The sequence below is a fragment of the Azonexus sp. genome, from assembly GCF_047638095.1.
Lineage (GTDB): Bacteria > Pseudomonadota > Gammaproteobacteria > Burkholderiales > Rhodocyclaceae > Azonexus.
Genome location: NZ_JBLJBW010000010.1, coordinates 1 through 13839 on the forward strand (window position 1 = coordinate 1; position 13839 = coordinate 13839).

Annotated in this window: 13 protein-coding genes; 8 read left to right on the forward strand and 5 right to left on the reverse strand. The window is 57.8% G+C overall.

Translation table 11 applies throughout. The annotated features are described in order from the left end of the window. The first annotated feature begins 48 nt into the window (after positions 1-48). The gene (locus tag ACM62Q_RS03920) at positions 49-633 is read left to right on the forward strand and encodes a Sir2 family NAD-dependent protein deacetylase (protein ID WP_415033795.1); all 585 of its coding nucleotides are present in this window, start codon (positions 49-51) and stop codon (positions 631-633) included. Positions 634-806: 173 nt separating this feature from the next. Beyond that, a complete protein-coding gene (gene rpoH, locus ACM62Q_RS03925; RefSeq protein WP_415033797.1) occupies positions 807-1682 on the forward strand; it encodes an RNA polymerase sigma factor RpoH in 876 nt (291 codons plus the stop codon). A 44-nt stretch (positions 1683-1726) separates the two neighbouring features. On the opposite strand, the gene ACM62Q_RS03930 is transcribed toward rpoH, so the two are convergent. Genes ACM62Q_RS03930 through ACM62Q_RS03940 form a run of 3 tightly spaced genes read right to left on the reverse strand, consistent with a single transcriptional unit; the run spans position 1727 to position 3758 of the window. Further along, positions 1727-2254: a YggT family protein gene (locus ACM62Q_RS03930; RefSeq protein ID WP_415033799.1), complete on the reverse strand. Its 528-nt coding sequence runs from the start codon at positions 2252-2254 to the stop codon at positions 1727-1729. Further along, positions 2254-3066, reverse strand: a complete 813-nt coding sequence (proC, locus tag ACM62Q_RS03935) for a pyrroline-5-carboxylate reductase (protein ID WP_415033801.1) — start codon at positions 3064-3066, stop codon at positions 2254-2256. The genes ACM62Q_RS03930 and proC overlap by 1 nt, the downstream gene beginning before the upstream one ends. After that, positions 3063-3758: a YggS family pyridoxal phosphate-dependent enzyme gene (locus ACM62Q_RS03940; RefSeq protein ID WP_415033803.1), complete on the reverse strand. Its 696-nt coding sequence runs from the start codon at positions 3756-3758 to the stop codon at positions 3063-3065. Before ACM62Q_RS03940 ends, proC begins: the two co-directional genes overlap by 4 nt. 89 nt (positions 3759-3847) lie before the next feature. On the opposite strand from ACM62Q_RS03940, the gene ACM62Q_RS03945 reads away from it, so the two are divergent. The 5 genes from ACM62Q_RS03945 (at position 3848) to ACM62Q_RS03965 (ending at position 9218) form a co-directional block, all read left to right on the forward strand. Beyond that, positions 3848-4891 carry a type IV pilus twitching motility protein PilT gene (locus ACM62Q_RS03945; RefSeq protein WP_415033805.1) on the forward strand — a complete coding sequence of 348 codons (1044 nt, stop codon included), beginning with the start codon at positions 3848-3850 and terminating at the stop codon, positions 4889-4891. A 33-nt stretch (positions 4892-4924) separates the two neighbouring features. Further along, positions 4925-6061 (forward strand): PilT/PilU family type 4a pilus ATPase, encoded by a 1137-nt coding sequence (locus ACM62Q_RS03950; RefSeq protein WP_415033807.1) that lies wholly within the window; start codon positions 4925-4927, stop codon positions 6059-6061. 30 nt (positions 6062-6091) lie between these two features. Further along, a complete protein-coding gene (locus ACM62Q_RS03955; protein ID WP_415033809.1) occupies positions 6092-6778 on the forward strand; it encodes a DUF4197 domain-containing protein in 687 nt (228 codons plus the stop codon). 62 nt (positions 6779-6840) lie between these two features. Further along, complete coding sequence (locus ACM62Q_RS03960) at positions 6841-7158, forward strand: hypothetical protein (protein ID WP_415033811.1); 318 nt, start codon at positions 6841-6843, stop codon at positions 7156-7158. Between the two features lie 74 nt (positions 7159-7232). Further along, the gene (locus ACM62Q_RS03965) at positions 7233-9218 is read left to right on the forward strand and encodes a UvrD-helicase domain-containing protein (protein ID WP_415033813.1); all 1986 of its coding nucleotides are present in this window, start codon (positions 7233-7235) and stop codon (positions 9216-9218) included. 79 nt (positions 9219-9297) lie between these two features. Here the strand turns inward: ACM62Q_RS03965 and ACM62Q_RS03970 are convergent, their stop codons facing one another. Then, positions 9298-9747, reverse strand: a complete 450-nt coding sequence (locus ACM62Q_RS03970) for a c-type cytochrome (protein ID WP_415033815.1) — start codon at positions 9745-9747, stop codon at positions 9298-9300. A gap of 284 nt (positions 9748-10031) precedes the next feature. Here ACM62Q_RS03970 and ACM62Q_RS03975 point away from each other — a divergent pair, with 284 nt between their 5' ends. After that, entirely contained in the window at positions 10032-10532 is a 501-nt protein-coding gene (locus ACM62Q_RS03975) for a CinA family protein (protein ID WP_415033817.1), read from the forward strand. Between the two features lie 9 nt (positions 10533-10541). On the opposite strand, the gene ACM62Q_RS03980 is transcribed toward ACM62Q_RS03975, so the two are convergent. Continuing rightward, positions 10542-13823, reverse strand: coding sequence for an SNF2-related protein (locus tag ACM62Q_RS03980; RefSeq protein ID WP_415033819.1), 3282 nt, complete (start codon positions 13821-13823; stop codon positions 10542-10544). Positions 13824-13839: the final 16 nt, after the last annotated feature.

Sequence of the window (13839 nt, forward strand, 5' to 3'; positions counted from 1 at the left end):
GGATCAGCCGCCAAGATCAGGAAAAACTGGTAGCATGAAACCCATCCTTTGGCAGACGAAAAACCGAGGGAAGCTCATGACGACATGCGAAAGCTGTTCTCTAGCGCAAAACCCAATCTTGGTCATGATGGGATTGCACTGCTGGAAATGCTGCTTCAGCCTGCCAAGGTCCAGGTAATTACTCAAAACATCGATGGTTTTCACCAAGAAGCCGGAAGTAGCTGGGTGCTAGAGATTCATGGCACGACGAGGCAAATTGTTTGCAGCCGAGAGTGTGGTTACGCTGCCGCTTGGACAGATGACTCTCCTCGCCTATGTCCAGTTTGCGGCGGCCGCACTCGACCAAATGTTGTCTGGTTTGGGGAAGCTCTCAACGAGATGCTATTCGAACTTGCTGAGGAGTCGAGCAAATCAGCTGACATCTTCTTTGCCGTTGGAACTTCAGGGGTAGTCCAGCCAGCTGCTGGTTTAGCACTGCTGGCTGGCAACTCAGGAGCCTTGACTGTGGAAGTGAATCTCTCGGAAACACCTTTCACACAATTTGCTGATCATTCGATTAGAGCGAGCGCTTCAGACTTCTTTCAAGAGCTGTGCAAGGCATTGCGCTCCAAACGTCTACGCCAGGTTCGCTAGCAGTTTGTCTCACCGGACGTACCTGAGCTTGGGTTTCTAAGCGAAGTGTTGCCTCTTCCTGGCAGGCGTAAAACCGAGAGAAGCTCAACGTGTGGCGGAAACTTTGCGGCGGAATTAGCACTCGAAGTCGGTGAGTGCTAAAATCACCTGTCCGTTGCTGGAGGATTCTTGCCATGACCCACACCGCCTCGTCCTCGCTGTCCATGTCTCTGCCTATGCCACTGGCGGCAGGCAATCTGGAGGCCTATATCCAGACCGCCAATCGCTATCCCTTGCTGAGCGAGGAAAAAGAACGCGAGCTGGCAGAGCGGCTGCGCGCACATGGCGATGTCGATGCCGCGCGCGAACTGGTCTTGTCGCATCTGCGCCTGGTGATTTCTATCGCCCGGGGGTATCTGGGTTACGGCCTGGCGCACGCGGATTTGATCCAGGAAGGCAATATTGGCCTGATGAAGGCCGTCAAACGCTTTGATCCGGCACGCGGTGTGCGGCTGGTATCTTTCGCCATGCACTGGATCAAAGCAGAAATTCACGAGTACATCCTGAAGAACTGGCGCTTGGTGAAAGTGGCAACGACCAAGGCCCAGCGCAAGCTGTTTTTCAATCTGCGCAGCCTGAAGGCCGAGTACGAAGGCGTCGATACGCTGTCTGTGCAGCAGGCTGAGGAAGTCGCACAACGCCTGGGGGTCAAGGCCGAAGAAGTCGTGGAAATGGAAACCCGCCTCACCGGCCGCGATCTGGCGCTGGAGGGCAGCCCGGATGACGGCGAGGAAGCCTTCGCACCCATCGATTATCTGGCTGATGCGCGCTACGAGCCGGTGCGCATGCTGGAAAACAAGGCCGCTGCGCACTTGCAACAAGAAGGTTTATATGGCGCGCTGGCAGGGCTGGATGCGCGCAGTCGGCGCATCGTCGAAGCGCGCTGGCTGGCCGAAGGCGAAGCGGCAACCTTGCATGAGCTGGCGGCAGAGTTTGGCGTTTCCGCAGAACGGATTCGCCAGATCGAAACCAAAGCCCTGCAGAAAATGCGCGGTTTGCTGGCCGCTTAAGGTTTTTCAGCGCTTGTTTGGCGCAAGCGCAAGCTCAAGAGGCATCAAACGTAGATCAAGAGCATCTGTAGGAGCAAAATCGCCACCAAAAGCGACAAATCGATGCCCGAAATCACCGGAACGATGCGCTGCAAAGGGGCCAACAAGGGGCGGGTCAGCTGCTGCACCGGCGCAGCGAGCGGCGAATATGGGTTTACCCAGGATAAAACCGCTTGCAGGATGAGCGCACCGATAAAAACATAGATGCCCAGGCGCAGTAGCGCGCGCAGCGCAAGCAGCAACAGGCTCAGCGGATTCAGCGCAATGAGCTCGCCCCCCCCGAGTAAAAGCAGCAATAGCGCGTGCAAGGCGAGTTGCAGCAAAACCGCCGCCAGTAAACTCGCCCAATCCAGGCCGCGCCAGCCAGGAATCAGGCGGCGCAAAGGTTTGACGGCCCAGTTGGTGGTGCTGGCGACAAAGCTGCCCAGTTGACCGGAAAACGACACGCGCAGCCATTGCATGAGAAAACGCAGGATCAAAAGAACGCTGAAAAACCCGGCAATTGCATCAAAAAGAAAAGAAATCGCCTGCATTAGACAGCCCCCAGCAATCGTCCGAGTTCCTCACTGCGTGCGGCCGCCGCATGGCAGCCGGCAATGATGCCTTGCGGCACTTCCCGCGCGCGCATGACCTCGAGGGCAGCCGCCGTGGTGCCGCCTTTGGAGGTGACGCGCTCGCGCAAAACGCTGACGCTTTCATCGCTGGCCGCAGCCAAAGCGCCGGCGCCCTGTACCGTTGCCAGCGCCAGCTGGCGGCCCTGTTCTGGCGTCAGCCCAAGTTCTTGCGCGGCGTGCTGCAAGGCTTCGATGAAGAGGAAAACATAGGCCGGGCCGCTGCCGGAAATGGCGGTGACGGCATCGATATGTTTTTCGTCCGCCACCCAGAGCGTCGCCCCCACGCTTTGCAAGAGGCGATCGGTCAGGGCGCGGGCGGCAGCATCGACCGCCGGGGTCGCGCAGCAGCCGCTGATACCGGCACCGACGAGCGCCGGCGTGTTGGGCATGACACGCACCAGGCGCTGATGCCCATCGAGCCAACGACTCAGGGTGGCAAGATCGATGCCGGCAGCAATGCTGATGACCAGACTATCGCCCAGACGCGAGCGCCAAGGCGCGAGTGCGCCCTGCATCTGCTGCGGTTTGACCGCCAGCAATACGACATCGGGCGTTTCAGCGGTCTCTTCTGCACAGGCAAAACAAGCGACGCCAAACTGCGCCTGCAGCCGTAGGCGCACTTCGGCAACCGGGTCGACCACGTGAATATCGCCCGCGCTCAGGCCGGTTTTCAACAGGCCACCGATCAAGGCATAGGCCATGTTGCCCCCGCCCAGGAAAAGAAGTTTCATCGTGCTTTTCTTTCACCAAAAATTGCGCTGCCGATACGCACCATCGTGGCTCCTTCGGCAATCGCGGCTTCGAGATCATCGCTCATGCCCATCGACAGGGTATCGAGCGGTAAAGCGGTACGTTCATGAATCGTTTGCGCGAGCAGGCGCAGGGTGCGAAAAGCATTCGCTTGTTTCTGCCGGTCGGCGCTGGCGGCGGGAATCGCCATTAAACCGCGCAGTTGCAAGCCCGGCAAGGCGGCCACGGCGACACACAAAGCCTGTGCCAGATCCGGTGCGCAGCCGCTTTTACTCGCTTCGCCCGAAATATTGACTTGCACGCAAACTTGCAAAGGCGGCAGGGCTGCCGGGCGCTGCTCGGACAAGCGCTGCGCCAGACGCAAACGGTCGATGCTGTGCACCCAGGCGAAATGCTCGGCAATGGCGCGACTTTTATTGCTCTGCAAAGGGCCGATGAAATGCCATGTTAAAATGCCATTGGATTTGAGTGCGGCGCATTTCTCCAAAGCTTCCTGTACATAATTTTCGGCGAAATCGGTTTGTCCGGCAGCAATTGCGGCTTCGATTGCACTGAGCGACTGGCTTTTGCTGACGGCGAGCAGGCGGACGTCTTCCGGCGCGCGGCCTGCCGCCTGCGCGGCGGCAGCGATGCGTCGGTGTACGGCTTGCAGCTTGTCAGCGATTGCACTCATAATCCATCGGGAATTTTGCTCCGGCGAAAAGTATACACAACCGCGGTAGGCACAACCGCGCCACACGCACGTAATCGGGGAATCTTTGCATGGACATCACTGAACTGCTGGCTTTTAGCGTCAAGAACAAGGCATCTGACCTTCACCTCTCCTCCGGCCTGCCGCCGATGATCCGCGTGCATGGTGACGTGCGCCGCATCAATCTGCCGCCGATGGAGCATAAAGACGTGCACGGCATGGTGTACGACATCATGAACGACGGGCAGCGCAAGGTTTTTGAAGAAACCCTGGAGTGCGACTTTTCTTTTGAAATTCCCAATCTGGCGCGTTTTCGCGTCAATGCCTTCAATCAACAGCGCGGCGCGGCGGCGGTATTTCGTACCATTCCGACCAAGGTGCTGACTCTGGAAGAGTTGAATTGCCCAAAAATCTTCCGCGAAATTGCTGAATATCCGCGCGGCATCGTACTCGTCACCGGCCCGACCGGTTCGGGCAAATCGACCACTCTGGCGGCGATGGTGAACCACGTCAATGAAAACAACTACGCGCACATTCTCACCATCGAGGACCCGATCGAATTCGTGCATGAATCGAAAAAATGCCTGATCAACCAGCGCGAGGTCGGGCCGCAGACGCTCTCCTTCTCGAACGCCCTGCGCTCGGCGCTGCGTGAAGACCCGGATGTGATCCTGGTCGGCGAGTTGCGCGATCTGGAAACCATCCGTCTTGCGCTGACCGCCGCGGAAACCGGCCACTTGGTTTTTGGCACCTTGCACACTTCATCGGCGGCAAAGACCATCGACCGCGTGGTCGACGTGTTTCCGGCGGAAGAAAAAGACATGGTGCGCGCCATGCTTTCTGAATCCTTGCGCGCCGTCATCTCGCAAACCCTGCTCAAAACCAAGGACGGCCAAGGCCGCGCGGCGGCGCATGAAATCATGATCGGCACCCCGGCCATCCGCAACCTGATCCGCGAAAACAAGGTGGCGCAGATGTATTCCTCGATCCAGACCGGCCAGGCCATGGGCATGCAGACCTTGGATCAATGCCTCGTCGACATGGTGCGCCGCAATATCGTCTCCAGTAACGAAGCCCGCCTGCGCGCCGCCAACAAAGACGCTTTCCCGGCGTGATCCGGGCCGTCCACATCACTTAGGAAAAACACCATGGAACGCGATCAGGCGATGAAATTCATGCACGATCTTTTGCGTCTGATGACGCAAAAGCGCGGCTCTGACCTGTTTATTACCGCAGGCTTCCCGCCCGCCATCAAGGTGGACGGAAAAATCACTCCGGTCTCCAATCAAATTCTCAATTCGCAGCACACCGCCGAACTGGCCCGCGCCATCATGAATGACCGGCAGGCTTCCGAATTCGAGGCCACCCGCGAATGTAATTTCGCCATTTCGCCCTCCGGCATCGGGCGTTTCCGTGCCAATGCGCTGATCCAGCAAGGGCGCGTGGCACTGGTTTGCCGCACCATCAACATGAGCATTCCGACTCTCGATGAGTTGGGGCTACCGCCGGTGCTGAAAGATCTGGCCATGACCAAGCGCGGCCTGATTATTTTCGTCGGCGGCACCGGCACCGGCAAAACCACCTCGCTTGCAGCGCTCGTCGATTACCGCAACGAAAATTCCTTCGGCCACATCATCACTATCGAAGACCCGATCGAATACGTGCATGAGCATAAAAACTGCATCGTTACCCAGCGCGAAGTCGGTGTGGACACGGACGACTGGGGGCCAGCGCTGAAAAACACCTTGCGCCAAGCGCCGGATGTGATTTTGATGGGTGAAATCCGTGACCGCGACACTATGGATTACGCCATTGCCTTTGCCGAAACCGGCCACCTCGCACTCGCCACCCTGCACGCCAACAGCACCAACCAGGCGATTGACCGGATTATCAACTTCTTCCCCGAAGAGCGCCGGCATCAACTTTTGATGGATTTGTCGCTGAATTTGCGCGGCTTGGTGTCGCAACGCCTGCTGCCGAAAAAAGACGGCAAAGGGCGTTTGCCTGCGATTGAAATCCTGTTGAATTCGCCGCTCATTTCCGACCTGATCTTCAAGGGCGAAGTCCATGAAATCAAGGAAATCATGAAAAAATCGCGCGAATTGGGCATGCAGACTTTCGACCAGGCGCTGTTCGATCTCTACGACAGCGGCCGTATCAGCTACGAAGATGCCCTGCGCAATGCCGATTCGTTGAACGATCTGCGCCTGCAGATCAAGCTCAATGCCAAAGAATCCCAAGGCCGCGATTTGACCGCCGGCATTGGCCATCTCGACATCGTTTAAGCCTGCACTTAACTCCCAAAGGAAACCCCCATGCTGCACCGTATCATTCGCGCTGTTTTGCCCTTGCTCGCTGTTTTTGCCTTCACCCAGGCGCAGGCCGGACTGGAAAGCATCAGTAATGCCGATGCCGGTTCCGGTGTGCGCGAAGCGCTCGCCAAAGGCGCGCAATTTGCCGTTTCTTCCCTGGGGCAGAGCAATGGTTTTCTTGGTAATGCCAAGGTGAAAATCCCACTGCCCGGCTATCTGCAAAAAGCAGAAAAAGGTTTACGCATGTTCGGCATGGGGAAACAGGCCGACCAACTGGTCGACACCATGAACCATGCCGCCGAAAACGCCGTGGCCGAGGCAATGCCGATTCTTTCCGACGCGATCCGTAAAATGACCCTGCAGGATGCCAAAGCCATTCTTACCGGCGGCGACGACAGCGTGACGCAATATTTTCAGCGTTCGTCGAGCGAGCAGCTGGCGACAAAATTCATGCCTATCGTCAAAACCGCCACGGCTAAATTACAGCTGGCCGAGCAATACAATAATTTTGCTGGCAAGGCCGCGGGCATGGGGCTGATCGACAAAAAAGACGCCGACATCGACAGCTACGTGACGCAAAAGGCGATGGACGGGCTGTTTCTGATGATTGCTGAAGAAGAGAAAAAACTGCGCAGCAATCCGCTGGAGGCCGGTAGCGCGATCTTGAAAAAGGTCTTTGGCGCGCTCTAATTCATTGAACGAATTAAAGTTTTTCTCTGAAATAGACGTAGACCGGGCCAGGAGGTCCGGTCATGAAAACATCCCGACTCGTTTCGACGACACAACAGCACAGCCCCGAAGCCACCGGGCGGGCCTTGCTGGCGCAAGCGCAAGCAGTACGTCGCGTCGAGGCGGCCGAAGGGGCCAGCAACGAGCGTGAGCGCTCACTGCAGCAGGAATTGGCCCTGATCGATCCGAAAGCGCTCGGCCCTTACCAGGGGATGGAGCGCCGCCAGCAGGAAGCCCGGCAGCTGGCGGGCGAATTGCTTGAACAGCGCAATTTCCATCAACTCTTGCGCGCCATGGATACCCGTGGTCGTCGGCCAGGGCAGATCGACGAGAGCATCTGAGCCAGCGCTTGCAGTAAAATCCTTTGCCCGGCCCGAGTGCCGGGTTTGCTTTTTATCGCCCCCTATTTTTTGCCATGCACGGACTCAACCCTCAGCAACGCGCTGCCATTCATTACCTCGACGGCCCTTTACTGGTCTTGGCCGGGGCCGGTTCGGGCAAAACGCGGGTGATTACGCAGAAAATCGCGCATCTGGTCACCGCTTGCGGCCTGCAGCCGCGCAACATTGCTGCCATCACCTTCACCAACAAGGCAGCGCGCGAAATGCAGGAGCGGGTAGGCAAGTTGCTGCCCGCAGCGCAAGCAGCGGAAGTACAGATTTCGACCTTTCACTCGCTGGGCGTGCGCATTTTGCGTGAAGAAGCGCGCGCGCTGGGTTACAAACCGCGCTTTTCCATCTTCGATGCCGCCGACTGCGCCGGCATCATTGCCGATTGCGCAAAAACCATCGACAAATCGACCCTGCGCCATCTGCAATCCCTGATTTCCAACTGGAAAAACGCCTTGATCAGCCCGGAGGCGGCACGCCAGCAGGCCAGCAATGCTCAGGAAAGCCTCGCCGCCGCCGCTTATCTAAGTTACGAAGCCACCTTGAAAAGCTACCAGGCGGTCGATTTCGATGATTTGATCGGTCTGCCGGTGCAGTTGTTCGCCCAGCATCCGGATATTGTCGAGAAGTGGCAAAATCGCCTGCGCTATTTATTGATCGATGAGTACCAAGACACCAACGCCTGCCAATATCAGCTGCTCAAACAACTGACCGGCGTGCGCCAACAATTCACCGCGGTGGGTGACGACGATCAGGCCATCTACGGTTGGCGCGGGGCGGACATCGCCAACTTGAAAAAACTGCCGGACGAATTTCTGCGCCTGAAAGTCATCAAACTCGAGCAAAACTACCGCTCTACCGTGCGCATTCTCAAAGCGGCCAACAACGTCATCGCGCACAATGAAAAACTCTTCGAGAAAACCCTGTGGTCCGAACTGGGCCACGGTGAGCAGGTGCAAGTGAGCGCTTACCGCGATAACGAAAATGAAGCCGAAAGCGTGGTGATGAAACTGCAGGCGCACCGTTTCGAGCAACGCGCAAAATACCGGGATTACGCGATTCTTTACCGCTCCAACCATCAGGCACGACTGCTGGAAACTCAACTGCGCAACCAGAAAATCCCCTATTTACTCTCTGGTGGGCAATCCTTTTTTGACAAGGCAGAAATCAAGGATTTGCTGGCCTATTTACGTCTTTTGGCCAATCTGGACGATGATCCGGCCTTCATCCGCGCAGCAACGACGCCCAAGCGCGGCATTGGCGCGGCAAGCTTGCAAGTGCTTGGCGAATACGCTGGCGAGCGCCATATTTCGCTTTTTCATGCGGCGATGGAAGAAGGTTTTGCTCAACGCGCCGCAGCGCGCCAGGTGGACGTTTTGCGCGAATTTTGTCAATTCATCGAACGTTTGCAAACGCGCGCGGCCTCTGAGCCGGCGCAGCAGGTTTTGCCTGATCTGTTGCAGGCCATCGATTATGAAACCTACCTCTACGACAGCGAAGAAGAGCGCAGCGCCCGTAATCGCTGGGCAAATGTGTGTGAATTTGCCGAGTGGATCAACAAAAAAGGAGCGGAAGAAGGCAAAACCCTGATCGATCTGGTGCAAAGCATTGCCCTGATCAATCTGCTCGACAAACAAAATAGCGACGAGATCGATGCCGTTCAACTCTCCACCTTGCACGCGGCGAAAGGTTTGGAATACGCGCATGTTTTTCTTGTCGGCGTGGAAGAAGGCATTTTGCCGCACCGCGAATCGCTCGATCCCGCCAAATTACAGGAAGAGCGCCGCCTGATGTACGTTGGCATCACGCGCGCGCAACGCTCCTTGCACATCAGTTATTGCGAAAAGCGCAAACAGGGGCGAGAAACCATCCCCGTAGAAATTTCGCGCTTTATTGCCGAAATGGGCGACGAATTGCGCTTTAGCGGCGGCAAGCAGGCCGCCCTGCCCGACAAGGCCACGGGCAACGCACGCCTGGGCGCTTTGAAAGCCTTGCTTGCGGGTAAAACCTGAGAGCGGGGGGTCTGCGCACTTTTTTTACAGACAAAAAAGGGGGCCGCAGCCCCCTGGGTCTTGGCGCATCAGTTGCGCTTTATTTGATTTTTTCCAGAATGTGATCGAGTGCGCCCTTGATTTCATCGTCAGACAGCGCTGTCGCACCGCCCTTGGGGGGCATCGCCCCCTTGCCGTTGATGACGCTGGCGAGCAGGGCGGCCTCGCCCTGGCCCAGACGCGGCGCCCATTCCGCCTTGGCGTCGATCTTCGGCGCGCCGGCAACGCCGGTGTTATGGCAGGCACCGCAAACGCTGTTATAGACGGTCGGGCCATCTTTCGGGCCGCTGGCTTCGGCAGCGGCATCGGCTTTGGCCAGCTCGAACTGGGCGACGGGCTGAATGCGCAGCTCGGCTTCGTCCGCACCGGCTCCGCTGTTGGCGGCCGAATCAAAGGATTTATTGGTCAGCGCATAAATGATGACGGTGAGCACGACGGCAACGATAATCGTCGCCCACATGATCTTTCCGGATGCGTTTTGTTCGGCCATGTTGAAGCTCCGTAAGTAGTAGGTCAGGGGATTGAGTAAGCCGCCAATTATAACGGCTCGCTTATAATTGACAAAAATCAGACGCACCAGCGCAAGAGCTTGCGCCGGAAAAAAGGCCGAAAAAAACCCCGCCGGAGGGTGGCGGGGTTGAAATTCTCGAATGGGGGAATTCGAGAGGAGGGGTTCAATGCCCTTGCAGTTTAGGGTTTTGCAGCGCGCCCGTCTGTCAGCTTTTCGTCTTCTTCTGTAACAAAATGTCGCCCTAGTGCATCGGGATGTTGCTTATGGAAAATCTATCACGCTTGGCCGAGCGTCTCGGGCAGGTTTTAATGCTGCGCAATGACTGCGTAGCAGTGGCGGAATCCTGCACCGGCGGGGCTTTGGGGCAGGCAATGACGGAAATCGCAGGCGCTTCGGCCTGGTTCGAGCGCGGTTTCATTACCTATTCAAACGCGGCCAAAACCGAGATGCTGGGCGTAGCGCAAACGTTAGTGTTACAACACGGTGCCGTCTCCGAAGCAGTGGCCAAGGCGATGGCCGAAGGCGTGCTGGCGCATAGTCCAGCGGACTGGTCGGTGGCAATTACCGGTATTGCCGGCCCCAGCGGCGGCAGTCCCGAAAAACCCGTGGGCACGGTTTGTTTCGCCTGGGCCGGGCGCGCCGCTGGTTGCGCTGCGCAAACACGCCATTTTTCAGGTGGGCGGCAGGCGGTTCGTGAACAAGCCACGGCACATGCGCTGCGCGGCTTGTTGCACCTACTGGAGGGCTCTGGCAACTACGCCTGAAATAGCAGATTAATCGGGCAGCGGAGCGAACAGGGCGGCCAGATCGTCGTTGCCGAACTTGACATCGACCGAATGGTCTTCCGACAAAATCCCGGCGGCGAGTTCGGCCTTGCGTTCTTGCAGGGCGATGATTTTTTCCTCGATGCTGCCAGAAACGATCAGTTTGTAGACGAACACCGGTTTGTCTTGTCCCAGGCGGTGCGCGCGATCGGTGGCCTGGTTTTCTACCGCCGGATTCCACCACGGGTCGTAATGCACCACGGTGTCGGCTGCCGTCAGATTCAGGCCGACGCCGCCAGCTTTCAGGCTGATCAGGAAAATCGGTACTTCGCCTTCTTGGAAACGGCGGATGGGGGTTTCCCGGTCAACCGTATCACCGGCCAGACGGCTGTAAGCCAAGCCGGCCTCATTGAGCTCTTCTTCGATCAAGGCGAGCATGCTGGTGAACTGCGAGAAGACCAGAATGCGCCGCCCTTCCTCAACCAACTCGGGGAGCATTTCCATCAGTAAGTCGAGCTTGGCACGTTCTTTGACCTTACGCGCCGCAGCGCTTTTGACCAGGCGGGGGTCGCAGCAGACCTGCCGCAGCTTCAACAGCGCATCGAGAATGACGATCTGGCTGCGGGCAAAACCGCGCTGGGCGATTTCGTCGCGCACCTTGGCGTCCATGGCCGAGCGTACGGTTTCATATAAATCACGCTGCCCGCCTTCGAGCTCGACGCTACGCACGATCACCGTTTTGGGCGGCAATTCCTTGGCAACATCTTCTTTTTTACGGCGCAAGATGAAGGGGCGGATGCGCCGCGCCAGAAGCTGGCGGCGCTCACTGTCGGCGTATTTTTCAATCGGCGTACGCCAGTACTTGGTAAAGGCCTTGCCTGATCCGAGAAAGCCCGGCAAAAGAAAATCAAACTGGCTCCACAACTCGCCCAGATGGTTTTCCAGCGGCGTTCCCGTCAGGCACAGGCGATGCCGGGTATTGATCTGGCGCACCGCCTCGGCGCTGCGGCTGGCAACGTTCTTTACCGTTTGTGCCTCGTCGAGAATGAGCAGGTGGTAATCCTGCGCCATCAGGGTATCGATGTCGCGCCAGAGCAGCGGATAGGTGGTAAGCACGACGTCATGCGCGGCGATTTTTGCAAATTTTTCCTTGCGTTGGGGGCCGTGCAGGGAAAGTACGCGCAAATCCGGGGCAAAGCGTTCGGCTTCGCGCTTCCAGTTGAAAATCAAGGAGGTTGGTAAAACGATCAAGGCCGGGCGATCCAGGCGACCGCTTTCTTTTTCGAGCAAAAGGTGCGCCAATGTCTGCGCCGTTTTACCCAGCCCCATGTCGTCGGCAAGAATACCGGAGAGCTGATGTTCGCGCAGAAACTGCAACCAGGCGAGCCCTTCTTTTTGGTAGGCGCGCAATTCCAGTTGTAAACCCTGCGGCGCGGCAATGTCGGTGATGCCTTGCGCGGCTTGCAGGCGCTCGGCAAGCGCCAGCACGTCGCCCTGGCCGCGAAAATCCCAGCGGCTGGTATCGGTCAGCTCGGACAGGCGCGGCGCGTCGAAGCGGGAAAGACGCAGGGTATCGCCGCCAGAAAAACCATCGAAAAGATCGATCAAGGTCGCCGCCAGCGGCTTGATCCGCCCGGCGGCCACTTTGAGCTGCTGTCCGCCCGGGGTCAGCAAAATGACTTCTTCTTCGTCAGCAATCGTGCTCAGGTCGATGCTGTCGAGCCAGCGCGAATCGCGGCGGAACAAGGCGGCGAGCAGCGGTGCCAGCGGCAGGCGCTGGCCTTCGACGACCACCCCCATATCGAGATCGAACCAGCCGTCGCCGGTTTCCGTCAGTTCGGCATCCCAGCTTTCGATTTCGATGGCGTAGTGACGAAAATCGCCGGCAAATTCAACCTGCCAACCGGTTTCTTTCAGCTTTGCGAGGCTATTTTTCATGAATTCTGGCCAGGCGTTTTCCTGCCGTAAGCCGTATATGCTCGGCGGCGGCGAACCAAAGGTGTTCAAAGTGTAGGACGGCACTTCCATGAAACCGCATTTTTGCAGCGCTGCCATCGCCCGGGTTTCATCGTCTTGACGGCGCACCACGGTCACGGTTTCACCTTCGGGCAGGCTGACGAATTGGCTTTTGTCACCCGGCGTGATCTCTGCCTCGCCATAACGAAAGTGCACCTGGGCGTAGTCAAAAGAGTTGCCGCCGTAGCTGTAGGGATAGTCCCGCCAGGCCCGGTTGCCGTGGGTTTGCAGGGTGTCGAGATAGAGGCAGGGCTGCAAGGCTTGGTCGATTTTGCGCAAGCGGTCGCTGGCTTTTTCGACCGGCAAGGGCATGGCCGGAGCCAGCTCGGAAAGCGCCTCGGCAACGAGGGCGGCTTCTTTGTCCGAAAGCGGCGGCAATTCGAATAGGCGTTTGATCAGGCTCGGCTCTGCATCGATGCGCAAAGGCCCAACTTCGCTTTCATCGCGGTCGACGTAGTACGGCGGGTTGCTGAATAAAACCAGCGTGCTTGGCGTATCGGCACGTAGGTGCGGGCGCTGAAAACCGCGCCGATCGACCATCCAACCCAGGCTGCCGATACGCTCTGCGCCTTCGCGCAAGGGAATGTCCAGCTCATTTTCGAAATACAAACGCCCACTGGCAACGATGCGCGCCAGCATCTCGCCCGCCTGTTTATCCCCCAGACCATAGGCGCGCAAGCCGCTGGGCTGGTTACGCGCGCTCCACAGGTGATGCAAAATGGGTAGATCGTCTTCTTGCACGAACTGCGGTGTATTCAACAAGGCCCGCTCGATGCTCCACCACTCTTCTGCCTTGTCCGCACGTTTACCTTTGCGCATGGAAATGCCGAATTCCCGACCATCCGGCGAGCTGTGCAAGACATAAAACAAACTGGTGCGCGCACTGGGGGCGCGGGCTTTTTTCTTGGCCACGGCTTGCGAGGCACGACGCAAATCTTCCACCCAGGACAGTACGCTGTGGCTGACCCGCACTTCCGGGCTGCGCTCGGCAATGCTGCGCAACAAGGTGGCGGCGACGTGCTTGCAGCCGTGCCGCACTGGGCAGGTGCAGGTGGTGAGCAAATTATTGGTGCCGGCCAAATGAATAAAGGTAATGCTCGTGCGATAGGCTTGGCGCGCCGAACCGGGCACCTGCGCGGAAATCCGGAATTCGTCAAGATCGATGTTTTGGATCAGATCGACATACGGGCGGGCTTTTTTGACGCACTCTTCGCCGAGCCAGTCGATCACGTCTTCTTCTTGGAATTGCGTAATGAGTTCGTTGATGTCGGTCATGTCAATGAGTTTGACG

What these genes read in the sequence shown, in the direction of transcription:
- ACM62Q_RS03945 (WP_415033805.1), top strand. Translation starts at nt 3,848, where the DNA reads ATGGACATCACTGAACTGCTGGCTTTTAGCGTCAAGAACAAGGCATCT.
- ACM62Q_RS03980 (WP_415033819.1), bottom strand. Translation starts at nt 13,823, where the DNA reads ATGACCGACATCAACGAACTCATTACGCAATTCCAAGAAGAAGACGTG.
- proC (WP_415033801.1), bottom strand. Translation starts at nt 3,066, where the DNA reads ATGAAACTTCTTTTCCTGGGCGGGGGCAACATGGCCTATGCCTTGATC.
- ACM62Q_RS03940 (WP_415033803.1), bottom strand. Translation starts at nt 3,758, where the DNA reads ATGAGTGCAATCGCTGACAAGCTGCAAGCCGTACACCGACGCATCGCT.
- ACM62Q_RS03975 (WP_415033817.1), top strand. Translation starts at nt 10,032, where the DNA reads ATGGAAAATCTATCACGCTTGGCCGAGCGTCTCGGGCAGGTTTTAATG.
- ACM62Q_RS03955 (WP_415033809.1), top strand. Translation starts at nt 6,092, where the DNA reads ATGCTGCACCGTATCATTCGCGCTGTTTTGCCCTTGCTCGCTGTTTTT.
- rpoH (WP_415033797.1), top strand. Translation starts at nt 807, where the DNA reads ATGACCCACACCGCCTCGTCCTCGCTGTCCATGTCTCTGCCTATGCCA.
- ACM62Q_RS03965 (WP_415033813.1), top strand. Translation starts at nt 7,233, where the DNA reads ATGCACGGACTCAACCCTCAGCAACGCGCTGCCATTCATTACCTCGAC.
- ACM62Q_RS03930 (WP_415033799.1), bottom strand. Translation starts at nt 2,254, where the DNA reads ATGCAGGCGATTTCTTTTCTTTTTGATGCAATTGCCGGGTTTTTCAGC.
- ACM62Q_RS03960 (WP_415033811.1), top strand. Translation starts at nt 6,841, where the DNA reads ATGAAAACATCCCGACTCGTTTCGACGACACAACAGCACAGCCCCGAA.
- ACM62Q_RS03950 (WP_415033807.1), top strand. Translation starts at nt 4,925, where the DNA reads ATGGAACGCGATCAGGCGATGAAATTCATGCACGATCTTTTGCGTCTG.
- ACM62Q_RS03970 (WP_415033815.1), bottom strand. Translation starts at nt 9,747, where the DNA reads ATGGCCGAACAAAACGCATCCGGAAAGATCATGTGGGCGACGATTATC.